23 protein-coding genes are annotated in these 25931 nt (G+C 37.5%); 12 read left to right on the forward strand and 11 right to left on the reverse strand.

Translation table 11 applies throughout. The annotated features are described in order from the left end of the window. Positions 1-55 precede the first annotated feature (55 nt). The 5 genes from ACF8D3_RS07845 to argC form a co-directional block, all read right to left on the reverse strand. On the reverse strand, positions 56-418 hold the full coding sequence (locus ACF8D3_RS07845) for a YnfA family protein (protein WP_004879759.1): 363 nt from the start codon (positions 416-418) through the stop codon (positions 56-58). After that, positions 418-2703: an ATP-dependent Clp protease ATP-binding subunit ClpA gene (gene clpA, locus ACF8D3_RS07850; protein WP_007483394.1), complete on the reverse strand. Its 2286-nt coding sequence runs from the start codon at positions 2701-2703 to the stop codon at positions 418-420. Before clpA ends, ACF8D3_RS07845 begins: the two co-directional genes overlap by 1 nt. A gap of 453 nt (positions 2704-3156) precedes the next feature. Beyond that, positions 3157-3573, reverse strand: coding sequence for an ATP-dependent Clp protease adapter ClpS (gene clpS / locus ACF8D3_RS07855; RefSeq protein ID WP_017196608.1), 417 nt, complete (start codon positions 3571-3573; stop codon positions 3157-3159). 21 nt (positions 3574-3594) lie between these two features. Further along, positions 3595-4344 (reverse strand): DUF6776 family protein, encoded by a 750-nt coding sequence (locus tag ACF8D3_RS07860; protein ID WP_392470996.1) that lies wholly within the window; start codon positions 4342-4344, stop codon positions 3595-3597. A gap of 81 nt (positions 4345-4425) precedes the next feature. Continuing rightward, positions 4426-5475, reverse strand: a complete 1050-nt coding sequence (argC, locus tag ACF8D3_RS07865) for an N-acetyl-gamma-glutamyl-phosphate reductase (RefSeq protein WP_392470997.1) — start codon at positions 5473-5475, stop codon at positions 4426-4428. Between the two features lie 333 nt (positions 5476-5808). Here argC and ACF8D3_RS07870 point away from each other — a divergent pair, with 333 nt between their 5' ends. After that, positions 5809-7326 carry a hypothetical protein gene (locus ACF8D3_RS07870; RefSeq protein WP_392470998.1) on the forward strand — a complete coding sequence of 506 codons (1518 nt, stop codon included), beginning with the start codon at positions 5809-5811 and terminating at the stop codon, positions 7324-7326. On the opposite strand, the gene ACF8D3_RS07875 is transcribed toward ACF8D3_RS07870, so the two are convergent. After that, positions 7323-8012 (reverse strand): M48 family metallopeptidase, encoded by a 690-nt coding sequence (locus ACF8D3_RS07875; RefSeq protein WP_392470999.1) that lies wholly within the window; start codon positions 8010-8012, stop codon positions 7323-7325. The genes ACF8D3_RS07870 and ACF8D3_RS07875 overlap by 4 nt on opposite strands. Then, on the reverse strand, positions 8012-8683 hold the full coding sequence (rpiA, locus tag ACF8D3_RS07880) for a ribose-5-phosphate isomerase RpiA (protein ID WP_392471000.1): 672 nt from the start codon (positions 8681-8683) through the stop codon (positions 8012-8014). The genes ACF8D3_RS07875 and rpiA overlap by 1 nt, the downstream gene beginning before the upstream one ends. 98 nt (positions 8684-8781) lie before the next feature. On the opposite strand from rpiA, the gene ilvA reads away from it, so the two are divergent. From ilvA to ACF8D3_RS07895, 3 genes are all read left to right on the forward strand, one after another. Further along, entirely contained in the window at positions 8782-10326 is a 1545-nt protein-coding gene (ilvA, locus tag ACF8D3_RS07885; protein ID WP_171054832.1) for a threonine ammonia-lyase, biosynthetic, read from the forward strand. A gap of 162 nt (positions 10327-10488) precedes the next feature. Further along, positions 10489-11139 (forward strand): TrkA family potassium uptake protein, encoded by a 651-nt coding sequence (locus ACF8D3_RS07890; RefSeq protein ID WP_004879776.1) that lies wholly within the window; start codon positions 10489-10491, stop codon positions 11137-11139. Between the two features lies 1 nt (position 11140). Continuing rightward, complete coding sequence (locus tag ACF8D3_RS07895; protein WP_004879777.1) at positions 11141-12478, forward strand: TrkH family potassium uptake protein; 1338 nt, start codon at positions 11141-11143, stop codon at positions 12476-12478. On the opposite strand, the gene ACF8D3_RS07900 is transcribed toward ACF8D3_RS07895, so the two are convergent. From ACF8D3_RS07900 to ACF8D3_RS07910, 3 genes are read right to left on the reverse strand one after another with little or no spacing between them, the layout of a single operon-like run. Continuing rightward, entirely contained in the window at positions 12466-12993 is a 528-nt protein-coding gene (locus tag ACF8D3_RS07900) for a cysteine peptidase family C39 domain-containing protein (protein WP_392471001.1), read from the reverse strand. The two genes, ACF8D3_RS07895 and ACF8D3_RS07900, sit on opposite strands and share 13 nt — an antisense overlap. Further along, positions 12994-14163, reverse strand: a complete 1170-nt coding sequence (locus tag ACF8D3_RS07905; RefSeq protein ID WP_392471002.1) for a phospholipase A — start codon at positions 14161-14163, stop codon at positions 12994-12996. It lies immediately after the preceding gene. Between the two features lie 21 nt (positions 14164-14184). Next, positions 14185-17124, reverse strand: a complete 2940-nt coding sequence (locus ACF8D3_RS07910; protein WP_392471003.1) for an insulinase family protein — start codon at positions 17122-17124, stop codon at positions 14185-14187. Positions 17125-17613: 489 nt separating this feature from the next. Here ACF8D3_RS07910 and ACF8D3_RS07915 point away from each other — a divergent pair, with 489 nt between their 5' ends. The 8 genes from ACF8D3_RS07915 to ACF8D3_RS07950 all read left to right on the forward strand — a co-directional run bounded on the left by ACF8D3_RS07915 (position 17614) and on the right by ACF8D3_RS07950 (position 23474). Continuing rightward, the gene (locus tag ACF8D3_RS07915; protein WP_392471005.1) at positions 17614-18627 is read left to right on the forward strand and encodes an adenosine kinase; all 1014 of its coding nucleotides are present in this window, start codon (positions 17614-17616) and stop codon (positions 18625-18627) included. Between the two features lie 16 nt (positions 18628-18643). Next, positions 18644-18949: a Rieske (2Fe-2S) protein gene (locus tag ACF8D3_RS07920; RefSeq protein ID WP_019384516.1), complete on the forward strand. Its 306-nt coding sequence runs from the start codon at positions 18644-18646 to the stop codon at positions 18947-18949. A 22-nt stretch (positions 18950-18971) separates the two neighbouring features. Then, entirely contained in the window at positions 18972-19583 is a 612-nt protein-coding gene (locus ACF8D3_RS07925) for an OB-fold-containig protein (RefSeq protein ID WP_019384515.1), read from the forward strand. A 563-nt stretch (positions 19584-20146) separates the two neighbouring features. After that, a complete protein-coding gene (gene cydP / locus ACF8D3_RS07930) occupies positions 20147-20338 on the forward strand; it encodes a cytochrome oxidase putative small subunit CydP (protein ID WP_004879791.1) in 192 nt (63 codons plus the stop codon). After that, on the forward strand, positions 20338-21915 hold the full coding sequence (locus ACF8D3_RS07935; RefSeq protein ID WP_004879794.1) for a cytochrome ubiquinol oxidase subunit I: 1578 nt from the start codon (positions 20338-20340) through the stop codon (positions 21913-21915). The genes cydP and ACF8D3_RS07935 overlap by 1 nt, the downstream gene beginning before the upstream one ends. Then, positions 21912-23057 carry a cytochrome d ubiquinol oxidase subunit II gene (gene cydB / locus ACF8D3_RS07940; RefSeq protein ID WP_061391981.1) on the forward strand — a complete coding sequence of 382 codons (1146 nt, stop codon included), beginning with the start codon at positions 21912-21914 and terminating at the stop codon, positions 23055-23057. Before ACF8D3_RS07935 ends, cydB begins: the two co-directional genes overlap by 4 nt. Before the next feature lie 14 nt (positions 23058-23071). Beyond that, on the forward strand, positions 23072-23173 hold the full coding sequence (gene cydX / locus ACF8D3_RS07945; protein ID WP_000270276.1) for a cytochrome bd-I oxidase subunit CydX: 102 nt from the start codon (positions 23072-23074) through the stop codon (positions 23171-23173). 4 nt (positions 23174-23177) lie between these two features. Further along, positions 23178-23474: a cyd operon YbgE family protein gene (locus ACF8D3_RS07950; RefSeq protein ID WP_061398135.1), complete on the forward strand. Its 297-nt coding sequence runs from the start codon at positions 23178-23180 to the stop codon at positions 23472-23474. A 49-nt stretch (positions 23475-23523) separates the two neighbouring features. On the opposite strand, the gene ACF8D3_RS07955 is transcribed toward ACF8D3_RS07950, so the two are convergent. After that, positions 23524-25737 carry a TonB-dependent siderophore receptor gene (locus ACF8D3_RS07955; RefSeq protein ID WP_392471006.1) on the reverse strand — a complete coding sequence of 738 codons (2214 nt, stop codon included), beginning with the start codon at positions 25735-25737 and terminating at the stop codon, positions 23524-23526. Positions 25738-25931 lie beyond the last annotated feature (194 nt).

The following is a 25931-nucleotide window of genomic DNA, read 5'->3' on the forward strand; positions in this document are numbered from 1 at the left end:
TTTTAATTGAATAATGAAGCATTACGCTTAGCATTAAGTAGTCATGCTTCATAAACTAACGAACTAAGCCCTGAGGTTGCAGAATAATAAGACTTGCACCGACCAATACAATTAAACCACCTAAAATATCCCAACGTGTCAGAATCACCTGATCGACATAACGTAACCATAGCAGTGCAGTAAAAATATATATTCCACCATAAGCAGCATATATCCTTCCAGATGCCGCTGGATGCAATGTCAGCAACCAAACAAATACCGTTAAGCTAAGTGCTGTTGGTATCCACAACCAATGAGATTTTCCTTGATTCAAGATTAAGTAAGGAAAATAGCATCCCAAGATTTCTGCAATAGCCGTTAAAATAAATAACCCGAATACACTCAGTACTCGGGTTATAGAAAATGTAAACTCTAACATTAAGCTGGTTCAGCACTTGGATTTATATGATCCTCAAATACTTCAAGTTTCAATCCAACGTCTTTTCCATCTTCTTTCTTCACAGAAACAGCAACATTACCACCATGCTCTGCAAGTTCACCAAATAAGATCATTTCAGCAAGCGGTTTTTTCAAATGCTCTTGAATTAAACGCTGCATTGGACGAGCACCCATTAGGCGATCATATCCATTTGCAGACAACCAATCACGCGCACTTTGATCCACATCAAGCACAACTTGTTTTTCATCTAATTGTGCTTGTAACTCTGTTAAGAATTTATCAACTACTGATTCAATCACAGTAGTAGGAAGTGATTTAAATTGAATCACGCCATCCAAACGGTTACGGAACTCTGGAGCAAATGCTCGCTTCATCGCATCTTGATTATCAGCACTATGATCTTGTTCAGTAAAACCAATACTTGCACGAGAAATACTTTCTGCACCAATATTAGTTGTTAAAACAATAATCACATTTCTAAAATCAGACTTACGACCATTGTTGTCAGTCAACGCACCATGATCCATGACTTGTAATAAAAGATTGAATACATCTGGATGCGCCTTTTCAATCTCATCAAGTAATAAAACACAATGTGGATTCTTATGAATTGCATCAGTGAGCAATCCACCTTGATCATATCCAACATAACCAGGAGGCGCACCGATCAAGCGAGAAACCGCGTGGCGCTCCATATATTCAGACATATCAAAACGGACAAACTCAACACCAAGTAACTTAGCAAGCTGTTTCGTCACCTCTGTTTTACCAACACCAGTTGGGCCTGCAAATACAAAACTACCCACTGGTTTATCAGGCGCTTTAAGTCCTGCACGAGATAATTTAATTGCTGACGCAAGTGCTGTAATCGCCTCATCTTGCCCAAAGACAACACGTTTCAAATCACGTTCTAAATTCTCAAGCACAGTCTTGTCATCTTTAGACACTGTTTTTGGAGGAATACGAGCAATCTTAGAAACAATATCTTCGATGTTTTCAACAGAAATTGTTGAGCCATCTACTTCTGCTTTTAAACGGCGTTGTGCACCAGCTTCATCAATAACATCGATTGCTTTGTCTGGTAAAAAGCGATCATGAATAAATTTAGCCGATAACTCTACAGCTGCAACTAAAGCTTTATCGTCGTATTCCACATGATGAAAATCTTCAAACTTACTTTTCAAGCCACGTAAAATTTCAATCGTTTCACCAATGCTTGGTTCATTTACATCAATTTTTTGAAAACGACGTGATAAAGCATGGTCTTTCTCAAACACCTGACGATATTCTTGGAAAGTAGTTGAACCAATGCAACGTAAAGTACCATTTGCTAAGGCTGGTTTAATTAGATTCGATGCATCCATAGTACTACCCATGCTCGAACCAGCACCGATAATCATATGAATTTCATCAATGAATAAAATAGCATTCGGATTCTTTTTCAAAGCATTTAATAACTGTTTTAAACGCTTCTCAAAGTCACCACGATATTTTGTTCCAGCAACTAACGCACCGATATCCAAACTATATACTTCAGCATTTGCTAGAGGTTTTGGTGCTTTACCATTAACAATTAACCAAGCTAAACCTTCAGCGATAGATGTTTTACCTACACCAGGATCACCAACTAACAATGGGTTATTTTTACGGCGGCGACATAGGATCTGTGCTGCTCGCTCGATTTCTTTTTCACGACCAATTAAAGGATCTGTTTTACCCTTTTGCGCTTCGATATTTAAGTTCAATGTATATTGTTCAAGTGGTCCAGCATTTGCTGAAGCTGCACTTTCACCTTCAATATCTTCTACTTCCTCTTCAACTTGAATCTCATCTTTACGTGTACCGTGAGATAAGTATTGAGTCAAAGTTAAGCGATTAATTTGATGACGTTTAAGTAAGTAAACCGCGAAAGAATCTCTTTCAGAATACATCGCAACAAGTACATCTGCACCTTCAACCGTACGATCACCACCACTTGATTGAACATGAAAAATTGCACGTTGCAAAATGCGATCAAAGCTCTCTGTTGGATGTGGAGCTTGTTCACTATTATCACCAAGTTTTGGGGTATGTTGCTCTACATATTCCTCTAATTCTTTACGTAAAGTAACGATATCAGCACCACATGCTTTTAGTGCATTTACGGCTGAATCATTATCAAGTAAAGCAAGCAACAAATGTTCAACTGTCAGAAACTCATGTCTCTTTTGACGAGCCATGCTAACAGCCAAACGTAACGATACTTCTAATTGACGACTGAGCATGTAACCCCCTTATATCTTGGGCTTTCTCAAAAAAGAAGCATCTTTTTATCAAAAGCTAATTATTGACTTGATCCGCTTGAGCTTTTGTAATCGTTATAAATTACCCGTCTACAAGTCTCTTTGCTTCATATTCTACAGTTAGCATTAGTTGAGTATCTTGGTCAAGTTTCAAAACAAAGTATTGTTGTAAAAATTCAATTACAAAGGGAATAAAAGCAGCAAATTGATTAAAAATAAAACAAATCTCTTATTTTTGAATAAATGACTGCTACCCATCCAAATGCTTTAAATATTGAATAATTTTAGGCTCACCTATTATTCAATTTAATTACTTTTGCCTGACTTATCAAAACTAGATTAAAGGCTCGCCTTACACGACTAAAAGTGTTTTTTTCTTGCGCTCGGACAAAGCGTTGCTTTCTTACGTTTCATATTCAAATTTCATTTGAATATTCACTCACCTCGCTCAGGTTCGATTTGACACAATAAAGGATGACCTTGTGCACGTGCATAATTATTTACTTGATTAGCTTTTGTCTCTGCAATATCTCTTGGATATATGCCAGCTGTTCCTTTACCTTCATAGTGAACCGTTAACATCACTTGGCTTGCTTGATCTAAATCCATCGAAAAGTAGCTTTGTAAAACTTCAATGACGAAATCCATTGGTGTGTAGTCGTCATTTAATAGAACAACTGCATATAAAGGAGGTCGTTTTAATTCAGGAGGGGCTGTTTGGACAACCACCTCGCCCTCATGATCATCTTGCGAATCACTTAATCGTGGATTCAAGTGCCAATCTACATAACCTGATTGATGAAAAGAATTTTTCACTTCACTTAAATTCATTTGACGTTTGTATCTTCGCATATTCAATTCTTAATCTATATATTATTGAGCGTTAGCTTCGGCTTGTGGGATTTCAGACACGAATGCTGAACTTACATCAACAGGTTTACCACGCTGCCAACTGAAACGTTTAATCACTGGTGTTCCGTAACCAGTTAAACGAACTTCAATAAACTGAGGAGTAAAACCTTTAGGCATAGTCCAACGACCTGTCAAACGCTCAAAGTCATCAAAATTAAAGTTCTTATCTTCCAGTGGTACAACCAAAACTTCAGAATCTTTAATTAGACGTAATTCAACTGAACCTACAGCACGACGTTTACTTGGACTCACTTGAATTAGGTCAATTTGATATTCAAAAGCGTTTTCAGGCAGTGATTTAATCGCTAAGTTCTGTACAGTTAAGCTAACCCCACCACGCTGCCTTAAAGTCTCACGATAAATTGCATTCATCGTCTCGAACTGAGCTTTATCAGCATTTGCTTGATTAATACCTTTGAATAATTCGTCAGCATTATCAACAGCCATATCACGTTCTTGTACAGCAGAATTCAGACTTTTAGTCATCGAATCTAATGCAGTTTTTTGTTTCTGAACGACATCAACCAATTGTTCAGCATCAGCGTCATAACCAACAGCAGTTAAACCTTGACGATGACCAACGGTGTAACCCAATACAAAACTACTACCGATCAGTAAAGTGGCTGCTATAACTAAAGGTAAATTCGCTTTTAGGAATTTATTTTTTTTAACGGAACTGTCTGGTGAAACAGTCGGTTCAGCGTTTTCCATCATTATCTCTATCGTTATGGTCTACATCAAAGCACACATTTAAATCCAAATTTAAATGTGTGTGAAGTAAAAAAGCGTTTTTTATGGTAATAAACCAATACCATTTAACCCAGCAGCTTCATCAAAACCAAACATTAAGTTCATGTTTTGTACAGCTTGACCTGCAGCACCTTTCACTAAATTATCTTGAGCGACAAGTATGATAAGTTTATTTGCTTGTGGGCGATAAAGAGCTATCCGCAATTCATTTGCTCCACGGACACTACGTGTTTCAGGAGAGCTATTAGCAGGCATAACATCAACAAAACGCTCAGATTTATAAAAATCTTCATAGAGTGCTTGTAGATCTTCTTGGCTACCCTGTTCAGTTAAATCAATGTAAATTGTACTTAACATACCGCGAATCATCGGTACTAAGTGTGGAACAAAAATCAAATGATCAAATTGTCCCTTCAAGCCTGAAATATTTTCTAAACCTTCAACAATTTCAGGGTGATGGCGATGACCTGCGACACCATACGCTTTGAAATTATCAGCATTTTCACTGTATATCATACCTAAACTTGCTTTTCGTCCAGCACCTGAAACACCAGATTTAGCATCAATAATAATGCTTTGAGTATTCACAAGCTTGCTAGAAGATTTTAATAAAGGTGCTAAACCCAATTGAATTGTTGTTGGATAACAACCAGGATTTCCGATCACTTGCGCTTGTTTTATTTTTTCACGATTTAACTCTGTTAAACCATAGACAGATTCTTTTAAAACAGTAGGACAATGATGTTGCATTCCATACCATTTTTCGAATTGGCCTAAATTCTGTAAACGAAAGTCCGCAGCAAGATCAATTACTTTAGTGCCAGCTGTAATTAACTCTTCAGCATGCTGCATCGCAACCCCATGCGGTGTTGCAAAAAATACAATATCACATTGCTTTAAATTTTCGAGGTTTAAATCAGAAAACTCAAGATCAGTGTGACCACGTAAGCTAGGAAACATAGCAGCAACAGCTTTCCCTGCTTCTGTTCGAGATGTTAAAACACGTACTTGGGCTTGTGGATGTCTTAATAATAGGCGCAATAACTCGACACCTGTATATCCAGTTCCGCCAACAATTCCAACAGAAATCACGTGTTCCACCTCAAACTTTGAATCGTGTGAATAGTATGGCAGTTTGATTGACTTTTAACAATCTATAAACCTATAAGTTATATCGCGTTTTTAACTATAAATTTCAAAGCTTAGTGTTTGAATAAAATTTTAAAATTAAATTTTTTATCTCTTAAAATGGCTTATTTGATCATAAAAATAGCTATTCGAGCTAAAACAGTGTAAAAAGGCTTTGACTGTAAAGATTTTACCGCTGGTCAAGAAATACTATTGAATCAGCAATCTATTCGCATAAAATAAAAAGCGATGTGGTAATAATAAATTTCATGGATGTAGAATTTTTGGAGAGCTGGGATGCCTTCTTTGAAATCAAAACAAAGATTAAATCAATTGATATGTTTAGGTGTAAGCACTCTTTTACTTGGTACAGCTTTAGTAGGCTGTGGAAGTGGTGAAAGTGAGGCTAAAAACACTACTACTCCAACTGTGACAGAGCCAAAGCCAAAAAACTTTAAAATCAAAGTTCCTGTAGAAATGAGAGATGTCACTATCAAAGTATATGATAACTTCGATAATACTCTTGTTCTTGAAAAAGACATTACAACTACAACTGATTTACAAATCACTTTACCTAAAGTTTTAAATACCAGTCACTTATATAGAGTTGAGATCAATACATCCCCTAACTCCCTCATTTATAATTTTCTAACGAACAAATATGAAAATGTTTCAACTGTTTTGCATAGTATCGTGAATGTAGACGTCAGTAACCTTACACAAACTATTTTTATCAATCCAAGCTCTGAGGCTATATATCAAAGAGCTTTGATTCGATCAGGGCAACTCCCAAATGAATCCGAGACCTCCACCGATATTAGTACCTTGCATTTAAAACTTGCTACAGATGACATCAACAGCGCTCTATTGAATGCATACACTAGATTAGACATACCTAATTTAGCTTCATCGTATCAACTGAGTAGCTTCACAAACCAAGATGTTCAACTTAAACCTAGCCTATATGTGAATACTTTTTTTAGTTTAGGTTATATACAAAAATGGGCAAATAATTATCCAGATGCACCATATATTGACTTCATTAAGAATCTTTCTATAGATTTAAAAGACGGTTATTTAGACGCGAAAAAAATTAACGGCGATAAAACTGACTTAATATCATTATTAGAACCATCCCCTAACAATATCGATCCTGAAAAAAATAACGCTAAAGACATCGGTGATAACCAAAAAAATATTAGAACTGAATTTGGAAGTTCACTAAAGGATTCAGTTCTTAAGTTAGCAACCAATTTTCAACAACAGACAATAAATCCTAATGGTTATAAATTATTGCAACAATATACTTATGTGGGAACAGAACCGATTTACAATACTACATTAAATGTAAGAACAGCTGGTGCAGGTGACTACAGAAGAGCCGTCGGCTTTGTAGACACCACAGCAACGTGTAATGGCTCAATATATCCATGTAAGCAAGGGATTACTGGAATCAATATTGTCAATCCAAACTTACCTTCTATTGAATATCTGATTGGTCACTATGAAGACACGGTAAATAATTGTCAGTTAAATATTCGTGCAAATGGTGTACTCGAATTGATCAAAGGTTCTCAAATCTATCGTTCTGTACTTGATGCTGATAGTACTGACAACCTATTACAAGTAGACAAAGCAAACCGTGAGTATTTACTTAATAGTAGCTCTACAGAACCAAATAATACTTCATTAGATTATTCTTTCGTACAGGTTAAAATCAAAGAAAATCAAGTGCAAAGTGCGAGTGCTGGTCTCGATAGCAGAAAAGCACCAGACCAATTACAAACTACTCAGCTTCAATGTAATTTTAGCTAGATATACCACCACGCAGGCAATTGAATATTTTTTAATTGCTTGCGGTTTTCTAAATAGTTCTCATCATATTGAGCAACCTTATTCCAAAAAGCAGCGCTATGATCAAAATGTATCGTATGTGCTAGTTCATGAATACATACAGACCGAACTATGTGCTCAGGCATCAAAACCAAAGCGGCATTGAGCATGATGTCATGTTTAGCACTACAACTCCCCCAACGTGTCTTCGGTTTACGTATAGAGCATTTTTGAAAAGGTAGCCCAATACTTAAACTTATTTGTTTTAAATATTCAGGCAAAAAGTGTTTCGCATAAGCAATCACTGCTGCTTGTAAAGCTTTCTCAAATTGTTCATTTCTTACAAAAAGACAATGCTGCTCAAAATCAAATTTAAATATTTGTCTTTGTTTTTGTTGAATAAGCTTAAATGTTTCTACGTGATGAAATAATTTTAAATCTTCAGGTATAGCAACTGATTGGCTAAACTTATTTTGCTGATTATTCCATGTCTCAATTAACCATTGTTCAGATTGATTAAGAAATTGCTGAATTTGTCTAGTTGAAGCAAATAGCGGTACAGTTAACCGTATGCCCGATGGCTCAACACGCAAACGCAGGTTTCTCGCCCTTGCATGTCGAACAATTTTAATCTCAGGTAACAATGCTTCAGATAAGACTGCTCGCATTACTGCGCAGTACGCTCTTCAATACCATTATCTGTCGCAACAATCGCAATACTTGCCGCATTTAAAGCAAAAATTCCGTTTGTTACAACACCTGGAATGTTGTTAATCGTTTTCTCTAATTCAATTGCATTCAAAATGTTTAAATTAAAAACATCTAAAATAACGTTACCGTTATCTGTTACAACACCTTCACGGTAGACAGGATCACCACCTAAGGCAACAATCTTACGTGCAACCGCAGAGCGTGCCATTGGAATAACTTCTACAGGAAGTGGAAAGTCGCGACCCAATTGATCCACCCATTTTGAGTCGTCAACGATACAAACAAATTTCTTTGCAATCGAAGCAACAATTTTCTCGCGGGTTAAAGCTGCGCCACCACCTTTAATCATATGCATATGACGATCAATTTCATCAGCACCATCAACATAAGCATCTAATCCACCAACCGAGTTCATGTCTACAACTTCGATACCAAGCTTTTTCAAACGATCAGCTGTTGCTTTTGAACTTGCTACGGCTGCTTCTAATTGCAACTCAGGCAATAAATCGATTAAAAAATTAACTGTACTTCCTGTTCCTACGCCCAAAATGCCGCCTTTAGGCAAATGCTTCAAAGCTGCTTTTGCCGCAGCTTGTTTTTTTTCATCTTGGGTTGCATATAGACTCATGACTTCACTCAACTATTTTGACATTTGCTGTAAGAAAACAGCGCAAATGCACAGGGGTTTGCTACAATGTTCACCTATTTTAAACTGTTATAGGGAAGATGAACATGCTGTCTCGTGTGGTACGACAAATTTTACAAGCAACGGTTTATGATGTTGCGATTGAAACACCGCTTGAAGCAGCTCCACGAATTAGTCAAAAAATTAATAATAACATTCGATTTAAACGTGAAGATTTACAACCCGTGTTCTCTTTCAAACTACGTGGTGCCTATAACCGTATTAGTCAATTACCAAAAGACCAACTAGATCGTGGTGTTATTTGTGCGTCAGCAGGCAACCATGCTCAAGGTGTTGCATTATCTGGAAAAAAATTAGGTATTCCAGCCATTATCGTTATGCCAAGCACAACCCCTGACATTAAAGTTCAAGCAGTTAAAAGCCTTGGTGGTCAAGTTGTTCTTCATGGCGATAGCTTTGATGTTGCGAATAAATATGCTAAACAACGTGCCGAAACAGAAGGCTTAGTTTTCATTCCACCTTATGACGATGAACTTGTGATTGCTGGCCAAGGTACAATAGCCAATGAGTTATTGCGTCAATGGCGTGATGTAGAATACGTTTTCGTTGCTGTTGGTGGTGGTGGATTGATTGCTGGTGTCGCTGCTTACTTAGGTGAAGTCGCACCGCATGTAAAAGTTATTGGTGTTGAATATGAAGAGTCAGCATGTCTTAAAGCTGCTCTGGAAACAAATGAACGTGTGATTTTACCTCATGTTGGTTTATTTGCTGATGGCACTGCTGTTGCTCAAATCGGTGAATTACCTTTTGAAATGGTTCGCTTGCGCAAATCAGATAATTCTGGACCCATCGTTGAACCAGATATAATCACCGTAAATACCGATGAAATCTGTGCTGCAATTAAAGATACATTTGATGAAAACCGCAGTATCGTCGAACCATCTGGTGCAATGGCTTTAGCTGGTATTAAAAAATATGTTGCTGAACATCAATTGACTGGCAAAAACATGGTGTCAATTGTTTGTGGTGCCAACATGAATTTTGATCGTCTACGTTATATTGCTGAACGTACGGAGTTAGGAGAACGCAAAGAAGCGATCTATGCGGTCACGATCCCAGAACAAAAAGGTGCATTTCTACATTTTTGTCGTGCCTTGCAAGGTCGGAACATTACTGAGTTTAACTACCGTGCAAGCGATAGTAATCAAGCACAAGTATTTGTTGGTATTAGCTTAAAAGGTGGCGAAACTGAACGCCACGAAATTCACGAAATGCTGAAACAACAATATGAAGTCGACGATCTTTCAGATGATGAAGTAGCTAAACTTCATATTCGTTATTTGATTGGCGGCCATGCAAATATTGAAAATGAACGTTTGTTCCGTGTGGAATTTCCTGAACGCCCTGGTGCTCTTTTAACTTTTCTAGAGCGTTTAGGCCCGACACATAACATCACATTATTCCACTATCGCAATCACGGTGCAGCTGAAGGTCGTGTTCTCGTCGGATTACAAGCAACTGATGCAAAACAGAATCCAGATGGTCTTGTAGAGACTTTAGAGCAAATTACATATCCTTATGCTGAAATTAGCGATAATATTGGCTATAAGCGCTTCCTTAAATAAGCGTATAAAGATAGTGATAAAGCCGACTTTATGTCGGCTTTATTTATATTAAATGAGTGTAGAATTTCTTGAAGATTTGACAAACAAAATCATTACAAATCGACGAGTTATTCCATTTAAAATAGATAAAAGTATATTTTTATCATTTAGTTAAGGATAGATATGGCACAGTTCGCAGTCATTGGTTTAGGTAGTTTTGGAGCAACTGTCGCATTAGAACTCACCAAACTTCATCATGATGTTATTGGTATTGATACACTAAAAAGAAATGTTGAGAATCTGGCAGATCAAATTACACACGCAGTTATTGCAGATGCGACTGACGAACATGTTTTGGAAGAACTAAATATTCAAAATTGTGATGCGGTCATTGTTGCAATTGGTGAGGATATTGAAGCGAGTATTTTATGTGTATTGAACCTAAAAAGTTTAGGTGTAGAAAAGATATTAGTAAAAGCAAAAACCAAAGCACATCATACAATTTTGTCTCACTTAGATATCACTAAGATTATTCATCCAGAAGAAGATATGGGGGTACGTGTTGCCCAAGCTTTAAATTACCCAATGGTCAGTCGCTATATGTCACTTGATCATGATCACTATATTATTAAAGTCCCTGTGAATGAAAAACTCAATAATGTAAATCTCTCAGGCATCCTTGCTCAAGAACCAAATATTAAATTACTGTTATTGAAACGGGATCAACAAATTCTTTATGAAACAGATACCAACTTTACGTTAAAAACAGGTGACGTCCTGATCTTAGAAGGCTTGCTCAACCATCTTAAAAAACTTTCAGGATGTTTCAGCTAGAATGTCAATGCAAATGAATTCCCAGAAAATTTTTAACCTAAGCCCCCCATCCTTACTTGCGATTGGTTTTTTAAGCTTTATTGTTATTGGAACAATATTGCTTAAACTCCCATTTATGCAAAAAGAAGAATTGAGCTGGATGGATGCGCTGTTTACCGCTACGTCAGCGGTAACTATTACTGGACTTTCTGTCGTAAATATTAATGATACGTTTAACCACCTTGGCCAATTTGTGATTTTGCTGTTGATTCAATCTGGTGGTTTGGGGTTCATGACGTTTGCAATTCTAGCTGCACTTAGCCTTTCCCCCAAGGTCGGCTTAAAACAACAAATGATGGCCCAAGATAGTTTAGGACAAACCAGCTTATCGAAAGTTACCTTTGTTGCAAAAGGCGTGGTGGCGTATACACTGCTTTTTGAGTTAATTGGGGTCATCATTTTAACGACCGCTTTTACACCTATTTATGGCTTTGCACGCGGTCTATACTATGCTGTATTTTATAGTGTTTCAGCTTTTAATAATGCTGGATTTTCATTATTTGACAATAGTTTAATGAATTTTCAACACAACTATTTAATCAGTATTACTATTAGCTCACTTTATATATTAGGGGGTATCGGCTTCCTTGTACTGATGGATATAAAACAGCATAAGCGCTGGAGCAAATTAAGTCCGAACAGCAAGTTAATTTTAAGTGCGATTGCAATTTTAAATTTGGTTGCTTTTATATTGGTTTGGATTTTAGAGTCAAATAATCCTTTAACGCTCGGCCCTATGAGCTTTAGTGAGCAAGCTGCAAATGCTTGGTTTCAAGCAACAGTCCCACGCTCCTCAGGGTTTAACACAATTGATACTGGAGCGATGAATCACAGCACTGGACTTCTCACCATGTTATTAATGTTTATTGGTGGTGGATCACTCAGTACAGCTGGGGGTATTAAAGTCGGCACATTCGTTGTTCTATTTTTATGCGTGATTTCTTTTTTGAGACGCAATGAAGAAATACGCATTTTCAACCATTCAATTTCACATGAAACAACATATAAAGCGCTTGCAGTCACGGCGATAACAGGAATGCTGGTGTTCTTCGGTTATTTTATTTTATTAGTCTTAGAACCAGAGCTTGATGTTTTTGATCTGATGTTTGAGGTCGTTTCAGCAGCATGTACCGTTGGTCTTTCACGTGGTCTCACAGGTGAGCTACATGATGGCAGTTTATTCGTGCTCAGCATATTAATGTTTACTGGAAGATTAGGCCCTCTTACGCTGGCCTACTTAATTGCAACACCGAAGAAGAGCCGTTTAAAACATGCAAATGCCAATATTCAGATTGGATAATGCTCTACAGGCTGCTCAATGACAATGACCTGCTGACATATACCGTCAGCTTGTCGTTGCCTTTCAAATACTGCTTTAGTCATCACATCAAAATGATCACAGAAGCTAATTTCATGCTCATCTATTGAGTAGATTAAAGATTGATTTCCTGTACCTTCCAATGTGTCATAAAACACAATAATAAACTTACCCTCTTCAAATGCTTGCTGAATTTCAGCATAAGTTAAGGCAGCTCCAATTGGAATCTGAAGTCGTTTCGCTTCAACAAAAATTTGCTTTTCTTTTTCATCAACATTAGGGTCTGGTGCAGTATAAAAAGAGACCTCAACCCCTAGTTTTTTCAATGCAACAGCCAAAGCAATCGTAAATGTTCCATCAATTTGATCATGACCAGATAATTTAATCAGGTCAGCAATATCAATATGCGTTTGATATTGCTTTAAAATCAACCAAATTGCGAACACACCACAATTTGCTTCAAGCTGCAATAATGGCTCTGGAATATTTAAGCTCATTTAGTACCAATTCATTAACGATACACCCAAGCCAACATATGTTGCTCGGTGGTTATAATCAATTAGGCTCTCACCATATCCATCAAATAATTGCAGATGTCCACGTAATTTACCTTTGATTGGAAATGCCCAATCAAACTGTACAGCACCATGAGAACGATCACCGCCTTTAAGAGAGTGACGTAACATCAAAGAAAAATCATTATCACCTTTGCGATAAAAAGCGGTTAAATCACCACGACCAATATAGTCTTTGATATCTGGATTATTATCATCTTTCGCATTTTCTTCAACGCGATACCATGGACGTAACATCAAAGCAAAATTGTCTTTTTCAAAACCTAAATTGAAAATCACACGATTCCAGCTACGTGATAACGGGTCAGAACGGCCATTTGATTGATGGTTGAGTGTCACGCCAAGCAAACGTGCATTTAACCCCAGAACTTCATAGTTTGTTCTAAACATTAAGCTTGCTTCAGGCTCATAATTTGTCTCACGGAATGGGCGAGATTCCTCCGAGTTAAACACCTGCCAACGAGATGACTGGGTATAACCTAACCATAAGTCACCATTGTTTCCAAAAATATTTTCCCATGCTTTTGTTTTTAAGGAAATTTGGAACTTTGCTTCGGTTGACGTTAAATTCTGTTTGTCAGTAACTGTATTATTGGGATTTGGACTGCTAGGAAATTCATTTTTATCACTTGTCCAAAACGCAGGAAGCAAATAAACAGGCTGATAAGCACGAATATTCCATACACCAAGCTTACTTTCTTCTGATAACTCCCAACGGCGATCAAGTAAAGAAACATTAGGATCAAATTTAGGCGCTGCGCCTAATACATGTAAGTCGCTAACCTTTTGAACCACCTTATCTTTCAAAGACACAGGCTTATTTGTTTCATTCGGCTCAACTACAGGTACAGCTGCTGCAACCTCAGGTGCGGCATCTGTTTGCGCTTGTGTTGGAATAATGGTTGGTGCTTTAAAAAGACTGTCATAACATGCTAAACGCTCTGCATTAGAAGCTAAGGCAACACAGGCATCAACAGTTGCTGGACTAGCAGGCGTGGTTGCCTGAGCATTTGCACCAGCCGTAGCAAAAGAACTAAGTATAGTGACTATACTTAGTTCTAAATGACTACGTTCAAATGATTTGAACGCCATATATTTCTCCAATTTTTTCTTTTAATTTACTTGTTGAATATTAAAGCCAAGTTTCTGTAACTCTTCACGCTTCGCAAATGGTGCAACTACTGCCTTCACAGGTGTCTGCTCTAACAAATATTGTGTTGCTACACGTTTTACATCATCTAGGTTAACGTTTAACAAACGTTCACGTAACAATCTACGGAATTTAGGTGTACGTGCATGAAGCAAGGCATAGCAAGCTGTAATTGCCTCACCCGCTGGTGAACCTGGTTTATCCATACTTGCAACTAAACCAAGAATTGCTTCTTCTAGTTGATGAGGTTGCTGCTCAGTATTCAATAACCATTGAATACTTGCTTCAAAATCATTAAATGTTTCGACTAAACGTGGGTCGCGGTAACTATAGAAACGGAATGAACATGCATTTCCATCATAGCTTGCACCGCCGCCATATGCTCCACCTTTTTCACGAATTGCGCTATGTAAGAAGCCATTACGTAAATATGCTGCAAGTACCATTAAAGGTGCGGCGTCTGCATGCGCCACATCAACTGCTTGATATGCTGATGAGCAGAATTGAACATTAGCTTGAATCAACCAAGCTTCATCCTCTGAACTTTCTACACGTTCAACTTGAGTTAAGCTTACAGGTTCTTTGTTAACTTCTAATTTATCCCAAACATTTTGGATTTCTTCAACCAGACGATCAGATTGATGTTCTTCACACACCAGCAAGAACTGTTTAGGCGCTTGTAAAAGCTTTCGATGAATAGCCTGTAATTCGTTAATCAAGGATTGATATGCTGTTTCATCTTGATCAATTTTATTAACTAAATCGCTCAACCAGTTTAATGCACCAAGTCCTGTGTTGTGATAATCACGACGAGCTAAAGCACTCATTTGACGAGAAGCGGCTTGCATTGCATAGCTATGCCCAGAACCTGACAATCGAGACTGCCAACGAGTTTTACGTTGTTGCAATAATTCGATAATACGATCTTTCTCATCAAAGCGTAGTTTTTCAAATGCCAGTTTCAACAATTGAATCGCATCAAATTTTTGAGTAAGCGATTTCGTAGTCAAAGTTAACCAAGAACTGATGCGCTCTTTGTCATCAACTTTACTACGCAAAGATGCGCCCATACCGAGACCACCACTAACCGCAGTTTGGATTTGTTGGAATTCAAGATAATCATATTCGCCAGCACCCACTTCACCCATGAGGATTGAGAGTAAATTGAAATATGGTGATTGAACAATTTCATCAGGAATCTGAATCAAGACCTGTTGGTAATAAATCCCATTAGTACCTGCATGATAAAGATTGAGCGGTGTATCCAAACCGTTACAAATGATTTCTCGTAATTGCCCCTGTACGATCTGTAGATCGGCAGGCACGTCCTCAAGTCCAACTTTTGGCAACAGTTCCAATTTATCTGGCGTATCTTGACGCTTTTTAAGCGCTTCAGTTTTTTCTTGGATTTCAACTTTTTGTGCATCAGTCAAATGAGCCGTAATTTCAGCCAAACGTGCTTGTTCCTCTTGCTGTTCTTTCACAGACTTGCTTGCATCTGGAACAAGCGTCATTTGTACACGATGTGGATTATCTAACAAATGCGTTTGAATCAAATTAGACAACCACATTGGGTCTTTGAGTTCTTCTTTGACTTGTTCAATCGCAGAATCAACATCCCATACGTGAATCGGATCATTATGGTGAATTGCACTGCCCAAGCCGTTTAGAATTAGACTTAAACCATAAGGCGTACCATCACCATTGATTTCACGTTGGTGCAACTCAATTTGGTGAAGAATTGCATCGACAAGATCTGTATCCACAGGTGCAGAAGCAACATCATTTAAAACTTGTAATACACCATTTTTGAAACTTTCAGCGTGTTCAGCATTTGAACCCTGAACACCACAATAGAAAGTCATTTCAAAGTTACTGTCATCAACACCCATGAGTGGGCCCGTTGATTGAGCATAACCACAGGTTTCTAAACAATGACGTAATGGAGAAGCCGAGTTTTCTAACAGAATCCCCTCAACCAAACGCATCCCTAAACGCAGCTTAATATCGCTGGTTTCAGGTAACAACCAAGACATTACATGATAAGTCTTGTCTGTTAAATCTTCGCTATCAACCGCATAGCTTTCGGTCACTTCAACTGGTGCAGTTAAACGTTTTTCAGGCGTTGAATATAAAGTTGTCCCTTTTGAGAACTTATGTAAAGCTAACTTTTCAAATTGCTCTTGAAGATCATAAGCACTTTCATTACCAAAGGTCATGAAAACTGCATTACTCGGGTGATAATGAGTCTTATAAAACTCAACAAGCTGCTCATAACTTAAGTCTGGAATATCCTTTGGATCACCACCAGAGTTGTAATGATAAGTAGTCTCTGGGAATAAATGATGTGCTAGCTGATGGTAAAGTTGATCTGTAGGAGAACTCATTGCTCCTTTCATTTCATTAAAGACCACACCTTTATAAACCGCTTGATCATTTTCCAACTCAATACGAATACCCTCTTGTGCAAAATCGAGCGGATTTAAATTAGCTGCAAATGCTGCATCTAAATACACAGAAAGTAAGTTCTGAAAATCTTTTTTGTTTTGTGTAGCAAATGGATATGCTGTCCAGTCCGCCGCTGTAAATGCATTCATAAATGTATTCAAAGAACGGCGAATCATCAAAAAGAATGGATCACGTACAGGAAATTTTTCAGAACCACAGAGTGCAGTATGCTCTAAAATATGTGCTGTGCCTTTAGAGTCCATAGGTTGTGTTCTGAATGCTACTAAAAATACATTTTCATCATGACTAGTAGCTAAATGATAGTGAACTGCACCAGTAACTTTGTGCTTATATTCTGAAACTTGGATATCAAGTGCTTCTACATGATGTTGACGTAATAGCTGAAACGCAGGATGAATAGTTTGAGTAATGCTTTCAGTAACATCTACAGTCATGTTATCTCCAATTTATCTACATTAAATGATTACAATTTACTTTAGAGAGTCTACCGAAGAATAGATAGAGATATCCATGTAAATTACTATGTTTTTGTAGAAAAATTCATCGACTAAGCAATATACCTATGCAGAGCAATTTCTTTTAAATTTACATCACTGAAATTCAAGGTCTAATAATAAACTTTAAATAAAATTGTTGGCTCAACTTAATCTCGATAGCTTTTCTCCTCCTACTCGCTTTAAGCGATTTTTGACTTTAAATTTTTTTGTTTAAATCTATCAATAAAACCTAAGCCTTCATTTTGCAATAGATGAATAGCGAATCTAAATGAATTAGCACATCAACAATTTGTAATTGTTTAATCAAAATCATCTATGTCTTTATCCTAAACTATGCACTTATTGGCTGAATTCTTTTCAACAAACTACTGTAATCCAGAGCATTAGTGTAAACTTTGCATTTTGAATTTTAATGTGATGACAAACATGGCAACTGTTGATCTTTTTGCAATTGGGAATGCACTCATTGACCAAGAATTTAAAGTCTCAAATGAGTTTTTAACACAGCAAGCTTTGCAAAAAGGCACAATGCAGTTGACCGATGGTGAAACTCAAGCAGCATTATATCAACAGCTTCAAGATAGCCAAACCTATAAAGGTCAAGCAAGCGGTGGTTCAGCAGCAAATACAACGGTTGCGTTTAGTGCTCTAGGTGGTACTGCTTTTTATGGTTGCCGTGTTGGTAATGATGAACTAGGTTCAATTTATCTGAATGGTCTTAATGATGCAGGTATCAAGACAGCGAAACAATCGATCAGTGAAGGTGTTACAGGCACATGCATGGTTCTGATCAGCCCTGACTCTGAACGTACAATGCATACCTTTCTTGGAATTACAGCTGAGTTATCTGCTGAACAAATTGATTTCGAACCACTAAAAACTGCGAAATGGATTTATATCGAAGGCTACCTGTCTACAAGTGATACTGCGCGAGTTGCAGTTAAACAAGCTCGTGAATTAGCAAAGCAACACGGAGTGAAAATTGCACTCTCACTTTCAGATCCAGCAATGGTTCAATACGCTCGCTCAGGCTTAGAAGAATTATTAGATGACGGCGTTGATCTACTTTTCTGTAATGAACAAGAAGCATTGATGTTCACCAATACAGACAATCTTGATGCGGCTATCGAAGCATTAAAAGTGAATAACCAACACATTGTGATTACGCAAGGTGCAAATGGTGCGATGATTATCGATCCATCAAAGCAATTCCATGTAGCTGGTCGTCAAATAGAAGCCGTTGATACAAATGGTGCTGGTGATGCATTTGCAGGTGCATTCCTTTATGCGATCAATGCTGGTCTCAGCTTAGAGGCTGCTGCGCAACTTGCTATTCTTATCTCAAGTGAAGTCGTAGCACAATTCGGCCCTCGTTTAAGCGTTGAAAACTACGCTAAACTCTTTGAACAATTTAAAGCGACTCAACAGGAATGTGCATAACATGGAAAAGATTTGCATGACTGAGGAAGTGCCTGAACGCGAATCACGCGCATTCGATACGATGAAAGGCACAACAATCTTTATTACCCAAAAAGATGGTAGCTTTTATGCATACCAAAATGTTTGTCCGCATCTGCAAACTGAACTTGAATACTTAGAAAACCAGTTTCTAGATCAAGATCGTGAGTATATTCAATGTTCTACTCATGGTGCATTGTTCTCTGTTGAAACAGGTGAATGTATCTCAGGGCCTTGTTTGGGTGACTTCCTTGAAAAGGTAAATTTGGAAGTCCACTCTGATGGTGGTATTTATATTGATTAATTCCTGAATTATGAATTCTGCTATGACTGAGTTTTTTCTAAATTACTACCTTATGCCATTTCACATGAGCGTAGTTGCTTTGATTTTTCTCAGTATTGCAGAAACCATCGGGATATTCATCGGTTTACGTCCAAGTCATTTAGTCAAAAAACTCACACCTGAATGGCTGCTGAACTCTCCTTTACTAGACGTAAAGTTTTCAAAATATTTAATTTTTGTTTTCTTACTCATCAATTTCAGTTTTGCTGGATATTTTTTAGAGCTATCTTTCTTCGCATTACAGCACTACTTCATTTCACCTTATTATCTTTTTATTCCAGCATTAATCATTGATATCTTCTTCACCGTATTTATGATCCATTGTCTCGATCAGGTCATTAAGCCAAAGGTAACGCATACACACACTAGCTTAGTAGGTCGTTTAGCTACAATCTCTACAGGCAATGCTCGTCCTGGTTTTTCTGCACAGGCGCGTGTAAGAGATGAGTTTGGTCAACTTTATTATGTACAAGTTGAACCAGAGTTCGGTGAATTAGAGCTACAGTCACAAGTCTTATTGATTAGTCAAAAATCCAACTCTCATTATTTAGCAAAAAAAATTTCACTCTCAAATAAGCTTTTTACAGCCGATTAATTAAATAAAATTAGTCGCGATTAAAGTTCGACATAGCCATAGCAAGAAAAATTACAAAATGTTACAAATTTAACAGTGTTTTTATTCTTTATTTTGCGCAATGCCCTACTTGCTTTCTTTTCAGAAGTTTGAAGCAATTTTCGATAGAGAAATGCATCACATTTTCAACAATAAACTCTAGTAATACACTTGGTTTTATAGTGTTTTCATTACAATTAGTGCTTATTTATGTAACCAAATACCTAAGCTCATGTAAATATTAATTATTTTATATTCATACTATTTTACTAGGTTTTAATTATATTTAAATAATAATAAATCATATCTTTTTAATCAGGTTTAAAATTATAAATACAATTGTTTTGATCGGATTTAAAATCTATACCCTATTGTTTTAGTTGGTTAATTATACTTATTTTATAAAAACCAATAAAAACAACATAACACATTGTTTTATATAAACTTAACATATATGAATTATTTTAAATATCCTAAAGGTTTATTTTTAATGAATTTTATTTAATAATGTTTTACATCTTTTTAAAATATGAGGCTAGGTTCCAATGAACACGAGTTCTCAAGATCCAAATCGGCGCTTAATCCGTGAAATAGCAATAATTCTTATTATTAAAGTTGCGATCCTTATGGTGATTAAGAACGTCTGGTTTGATGCCCCAACGATTCCAAAAGATTTTAACAATGAAGTTGCCGAGCGTATTGCTGGTGACATGTCCAACAATCAGGAGACACGTTGATGATTTCTGAAAGCGTGGTCGATCTTTCGCGGTTCCAATTTGCAATGACCGCAATGTATCACTTTCTTTTCGTCCCTCTAACATTAGGTCTAGCTTTCATTCTTGCCATTATGGAAACCACATATGTGATTTCAGGCAAAGAAATCTATAAAGACATGACTAAGTTCTGGGGGAAACTCTTTGGGATTAACTTTGCTTTAGGTGTAACCACTGGTTTAACCATGGAATTCCAGTTCGGTACTAACTGGGCATATTATTCTCACTATGTCGGCGATATCTTTGGCGCACCACTTGCCATCGAAGGCCTGATGGCATTCTTCCTAGAATCAACATTTATTGGTTTATTCTTCTTTGGTTGGGATCGCCTTTCTAAAGTTCAACATTTAGGTGTAACGTGGCTCGTTGCAATTGGCTCGAACATGTCCGCTTTATGGATTTTGATTGCCAATGGTTGGATGCAAAACCCTGTCGGTGCAGCATTCAACTTTGAAACCATGCGTATGGAGCTTGTTGACTTCGGTGCCTTAATCTTTAACCCAGTTGCTCAAGTAAAATTTGTTCACACGGTTTCAGCAGGTTATGTCACCGGTGCGATTTTCGTACTCGCGATTTCCAGCTACTACTTATTGAAAAAACGCGACTTACCTTTTGCTCGTCGCTCATTCGCAATTGCCGCGATTTTCGGTTTGGCATCTACTCTTTCAGTAATTTTACTGGGCGATGAATCTGGTTATGAATTAGGTGACGTTCAGAAAACTAAACTTGCTGCGATTGAAGCAGAATGGCATACAGAACCAGCCCCTGCTGCATTCACTCTATTTGGTGTTCCAAATCAAGCAGAAATGCGAACTGACTACGCAATCAAGATTCCCTATGTTATGGGGATTATCGCGACACGCTCTACTGACAAACAAGTAACAGGTCTAAAAGACCTTATGAAAGAGCATGAAGTGCGTATTCGCAACGGTATGGTGGCTTATAGCGAGTTAGAAAAGCTTCGTGCTGGCGACCGCTCTCCTGACTTACTTGCTTCATTTGAACAGAACCAAAAAGACTTAGGTTATGGTCTGTTATTGAAAAAATATACCCCGAATGTTGTTGATGCGACTGAAGAACACATCCAAGCTGCAACTAAAGATACTATTCCAAACGTTGCTGCACTATTCTTCTCTTTCCGTGCTATGGTTGCTTCAGGTTTCTTAATGCTATTGCTGTTTGTTCTCGCTACATGGTCTGTCGCTAAACGTAATGCAGAAAATAAACCTTGGTTATTGAAGTTCGCTTTATTTGCTTTACCACTTCCATGGATTGCTGCACAAACAGGTTGGTACGTTGCTGAAGGTGGTCGTCAACCTTGGTCAATTGGTGAAATTTTACCAACACACTTGTCCGCTTCAAGTGTAAGTACAGGTGATGTGTGGGGTTCAATTATTGCACTCGCTGCGTTCTATACCGTACTTCTCATTATCGAAATGTACTTAATGATCAAGTTCGCTCGTTTAGGACCAAGTTCATTGCATACTGGTAAATACCACTTTGAGAAATTAGAAGCTAAAGCTGGGGAGGCTCAGTCATGATCGAATATGAACTCCTAAAAATTATTTGGTGGGTTTTAGTAGGTGTACTACTGATTGGCTTCGCGCTCACTGATGGTTTCGATATGGGCTCTATGGCACTCATGCCATTTGTCGGTAAAACTGACTCAGAACGTCGTGCTGCAATCAATACGATTGCACCACACTGGGATGGTAACCAAGTTTGGTTCATTACTGCGGGTGGTGCTTTATTTGCCGCATGGCCAATGGTTTATGCCGTTGCCTTCTCTGGGATGTACTGGGCACTGCTCTTAGTCTTGTTTGCCCTATTCTTACGGCCCGTCGGTTTCGACTACCGTTCCAAGTTAGAAAATACACAATGGCGTAATTCTTGGGACTGGGGGCTTTGCGTTGGTGGTGCTGTACCTGCATTAGTATTCGGCGTTGCTTTCGGTAATTTATTCTTAGGCGTGCCATTTACTTTAGATGAAACACTACGTTCACAATATACAGGTAGCTTCTTTGCCCTACTAAATCCATTTGCATTGATTTGCGGTATTGTGAGCTTATCGATGCTATGTGCTCATGGTGGCGCTTGGTTAATGCTCCGTACAGATGGTGATTTACATAATCGTTCTGCTAAAGCGACACAGATTATGGCAATTGTATTCCTCGTATGTTTCTTAGCTGCAGGTGCTTGGTTATTCTTCGGCAATATCAATGGTTATAGTTATGCAACTGCTGTAAATACCAATGCTGCGTTAAACCCACTTGCTAAAGATGTTGTGACAAATGCAAATCATGGTTGGATGAATAACTACTCAACTTATCCAATCACAATGGCTGCCCCAATCATTGCTATCTTGGGTGCATTATTAGTGATTATCAGTGCGGCTAAACACAAAGCTGCTATGAGCTTCACAGGTACGAGTTTAATGGTGGTTGGTGCAATCTTAACTGCTGGTTTTGCATTGTTCCCATTCCTATTACCATCAAGCATTGATCCTACATCAAGCTTGACTATGTGGGATGCTGTTTCAAGTCACAAAACACTTGGTGTTATGACTGTTGCTGCATGTATTTTTGTTCCTCTCATTTTGATCTATACCTCTTGGTCTTATTACAAAATGTGGGGTGTTATTACAAACAAACATATTCAAGAAAATTCACATAGTTTGTACTAATGAGGAGATGTGAAATGTGGTATTTTGCATGGATTCTAGGCATTTTGATGGCATGTTTTGCTGGTGTACTTAGTGCACTCTATATCGAACATCATCAAAATTTAGATGAGGAATAATAAAATGGCTGAAGCAATGACAACACCGAAGAATAGTAAAGCTCAAGTGCTTGCAATGACCGTTTCGTTTTTGTTGGCATTGCCACTTGCTGCTATTTTATTGGTACATCCTTCGTTAATGCTTGATGCTAATGGACACTATAATCATAGCCTGTTAATGATTGTGATGATCGGTATCTCTGGTGGCTTCATTCACGGCGTTGGATTTATACCAAGATTCTGGTTATGGAAATGGTTATTTAGCCCTTATGTTGCATGGCCTTTAATGATTTTAGGTTACTACATTTGGTTGGGTAATTAATTTTCAAATCCAAACAAAAGAGGAAGCAAATTGCTTCCTCTTTTTTATTTTAGTATTTAAAGGTGATAGAACCCATATAAGTTCTTGGATCACCATAGGTATTTGCCCAAGTATTGGTGCGATATTTTTTGTCCGTTAAATTATCAACATTGAACCCTAAAGCTACGTTCTCGTTTAAATTATATCGAGCCATTAGATCAACCAAAGCAAATGATTTCTGACGATAAGCCTCATAATTCAAGCCTGTCTTCGATCTATCATAGAATTCACTTTGCCAGTTCACCCCACCACCTACAGTCAACTTATTGTCCAAGATTGGAAGGTTGTATGTCGTAAACAGCTTAAACTGTTGCTTTGGAATATCAGTGTTGATTCTTTCGCCTTTATTTTTAGTTTCAGCTAGCGTATACCCCGCTTGAATGCTCCAGTTTGGCAAAATTTGGCCAGCAATTTCGATTTCATAACCTTTTGTTGTCGCACCCTTAATACTTCTATAATAGGTATCACCAACTTTTGCCCAGTTATTTTTGACAGCATTATCTTCAGCAACATATTTTCCTGCTGATTCAGCGACATTATCCATTTTGGCTTGGAAATAAGCTGCACTAATATTTAAGCGATTGTCATAAAAAGAGGATTTTAGACCCGCCTCATAATTATCTCCTTCTTGCGGATCTAAGAAGTTATATGAGTAGTCACGGTTATCCTGAGGTAGAAAAATATTTGTATAACTTGCATAAGCAGTCAGATTTGGCGTTAAGTCAAAGGTTATACCTGCATATGGAGTAACCTTATTAGATTCATCAATTTTTGAATCCTGAACAGTGTTACGAACAGAATTGGTTGAATGTGTTTTTAAATCATAATTTGAAAGACGTGTGCCCAAGATTACATGTAATGGATCAAATGGATTTAATCGTGTAGCAAAATAAAAACCTGATTGCTCATAATCTTTATTGCTTAGGCCTACGACTGTGCGTGCAGTCGCAGGCAATGCAACATTCCCATTCCATTGATTTAAATCTATTACTTTTTGTGCATTATATCCTTGGTAAGCATCATTATAACTTTTTATCTTTTGATAACTTGCACCCATCATGAGCTCATGCTCACGACCAAAAAGTCGATATGGACCATCTATAGAAATATCTAAGCTATGTTCTTCAGGTGCAAAGTCATTTTGTGATGCTGCTAAAGAAGCGGTCATATTGGTATAATCAGCTTGGGCAACACCAATCACACCATACAGCGACTCAATATCTTGTTTGGTGTAGTTATAATTTGCTTGTAGATTCCAACGATTTAAGAATTGATGCTTCAATTGCGTAAAAAAATTCAATGTATCTACTTGGCTATATGCCCATTTTGCACTCGCGTTAAATTCACGATCAAATGGCATAATTTTACCGTCTTGACCATACATATCTAGGCCATGTACACCTTGTCCATTTAATCTTGCACGACTTAGCATCGCACCAACAGCAATGGATGTATTCTCTGCTAAATCAGCATCTATAACACCATATAGAGTCGCATCACGCTGATCACCCCAATCTCGCCATGAATCGCTATGACCATAAGCTGCGATCAATCGTCCACGTACATCGCCAGATTCATTCAGCGCCCCTTGTACATCAAAACTTGATCGAATGGTTTGATTTGAACCACCTGCAATGGACAGAGTTGCTTTTGGTTCAACACTCGTAGCATGTTTTCTATTGAGTGAAACACTCGCACTTGGATAACCAGCGCCATTTGTTAATCCTGTTGCACCTTTAACAACCGTAATATTGTCATAAATAATTGGATTTAAATTGCTTAAAGATGAGCCATTTTTCCCACTGGTAGCTGGTGATGTCATAACACCATCAATTTGATAATTAAGAATTTGGTTACCGCGAGAATAATAAAACGTATATTCCCCGCCATTACCTACGGCACCTTGAGCCCCGAAACGTCGAACATACACCCCAGGCGTTTGATCCAATACTTCTTCGACTGTATTTAAATTTTGATCTTGGATTCGTTGTTCGGTGATCACACTTATCGTCTGTGGTGTTTCTTTGAGTGATAAATCTAATTTAGTTGCTGATTTTGATTTTGCTACCGTATATGAAGGTGATGCATGTTCAGCAGTTAAATGGATTGTTGGAAGTTCATTTGTATCAGGCTTATTCTCTATTTGTTCAACTGCATTCGCTATATTGGCTGCACTTCCTATGAGAACCACAATAATTGATATATACAAATTGCTATGTTTCATGAATACCCCTTCAGTATAAGCAACATTTTTTTACATTCTACATAAATGATAACGATTATCAATATTAATAGCATTTAAAAATATAGAATTTACTACTTATATCTGATTAGGGCTTTAATTTATATTAATTTTAAATAATAATTATTATCATTATATTTTACAAATTCATTGCTATGCTATTAAAAAATATAGGT

This window comes from Acinetobacter sp. YQ_14, assembly GCF_043102985.1.
Lineage (GTDB): Bacteria > Pseudomonadota > Gammaproteobacteria > Pseudomonadales > Moraxellaceae > Acinetobacter > Acinetobacter venetianus.

What these genes read in the sequence shown, in the direction of transcription:
- ACF8D3_RS07845 (WP_004879759.1), bottom strand. Translation starts at nt 418, where the DNA reads ATGTTAGAGTTTACATTTTCTATAACCCGAGTACTGAGTGTATTCGGG.
- clpA (WP_007483394.1), bottom strand. Translation starts at nt 2,703, where the DNA reads ATGCTCAGTCGTCAATTAGAAGTATCGTTACGTTTGGCTGTTAGCATG.
- clpS (WP_017196608.1), bottom strand. Translation starts at nt 3,573, where the DNA reads ATGCGAAGATACAAACGTCAAATGAATTTAAGTGAAGTGAAAAATTCT.
- ACF8D3_RS07860 (WP_392470996.1), bottom strand. Translation starts at nt 4,344, where the DNA reads ATGGAAAACGCTGAACCGACTGTTTCACCAGACAGTTCCGTTAAAAAA.
- ACF8D3_RS07870 (WP_392470998.1), top strand. Translation starts at nt 5,809, where the DNA reads ATGCCTTCTTTGAAATCAAAACAAAGATTAAATCAATTGATATGTTTA.
- ACF8D3_RS07875 (WP_392470999.1), bottom strand. Translation starts at nt 8,012, where the DNA reads ATGCGAGCAGTCTTATCTGAAGCATTGTTACCTGAGATTAAAATTGTT.
- rpiA (WP_392471000.1), bottom strand. Translation starts at nt 8,683, where the DNA reads ATGAGTCTATATGCAACCCAAGATGAAAAAAAACAAGCTGCGGCAAAA.
- ilvA (WP_171054832.1), top strand. Translation starts at nt 8,782, where the DNA reads ATGAACATGCTGTCTCGTGTGGTACGACAAATTTTACAAGCAACGGTT.
- ACF8D3_RS07890 (WP_004879776.1), top strand. Translation starts at nt 10,489, where the DNA reads ATGGCACAGTTCGCAGTCATTGGTTTAGGTAGTTTTGGAGCAACTGTC.
- ACF8D3_RS07895 (WP_004879777.1), top strand. Translation starts at nt 11,141, where the DNA reads ATGTCAATGCAAATGAATTCCCAGAAAATTTTTAACCTAAGCCCCCCA.
- ACF8D3_RS07900 (WP_392471001.1), bottom strand. Translation starts at nt 12,993, where the DNA reads ATGAGCTTAAATATTCCAGAGCCATTATTGCAGCTTGAAGCAAATTGT.
- ACF8D3_RS07905 (WP_392471002.1), bottom strand. Translation starts at nt 14,163, where the DNA reads ATGGCGTTCAAATCATTTGAACGTAGTCATTTAGAACTAAGTATAGTC.
- ACF8D3_RS07910 (WP_392471003.1), bottom strand. Translation starts at nt 17,124, where the DNA reads ATGACTGTAGATGTTACTGAAAGCATTACTCAAACTATTCATCCTGCG.
- ACF8D3_RS07915 (WP_392471005.1), top strand. Translation starts at nt 17,614, where the DNA reads ATGGCAACTGTTGATCTTTTTGCAATTGGGAATGCACTCATTGACCAA.
- ACF8D3_RS07920 (WP_019384516.1), top strand. Translation starts at nt 18,644, where the DNA reads ATGACTGAGGAAGTGCCTGAACGCGAATCACGCGCATTCGATACGATG.
- ACF8D3_RS07925 (WP_019384515.1), top strand. Translation starts at nt 18,972, where the DNA reads ATGACTGAGTTTTTTCTAAATTACTACCTTATGCCATTTCACATGAGC.
- cydP (WP_004879791.1), top strand. Translation starts at nt 20,147, where the DNA reads ATGAACACGAGTTCTCAAGATCCAAATCGGCGCTTAATCCGTGAAATA.
- ACF8D3_RS07935 (WP_004879794.1), top strand. Translation starts at nt 20,338, where the DNA reads ATGATTTCTGAAAGCGTGGTCGATCTTTCGCGGTTCCAATTTGCAATG.
- cydB (WP_061391981.1), top strand. Translation starts at nt 21,912, where the DNA reads ATGATCGAATATGAACTCCTAAAAATTATTTGGTGGGTTTTAGTAGGT.
- cydX (WP_000270276.1), top strand. Translation starts at nt 23,072, where the DNA reads ATGTGGTATTTTGCATGGATTCTAGGCATTTTGATGGCATGTTTTGCT.
- ACF8D3_RS07950 (WP_061398135.1), top strand. Translation starts at nt 23,178, where the DNA reads ATGGCTGAAGCAATGACAACACCGAAGAATAGTAAAGCTCAAGTGCTT.
- ACF8D3_RS07955 (WP_392471006.1), bottom strand. Translation starts at nt 25,737, where the DNA reads ATGAAACATAGCAATTTGTATATATCAATTATTGTGGTTCTCATAGGA.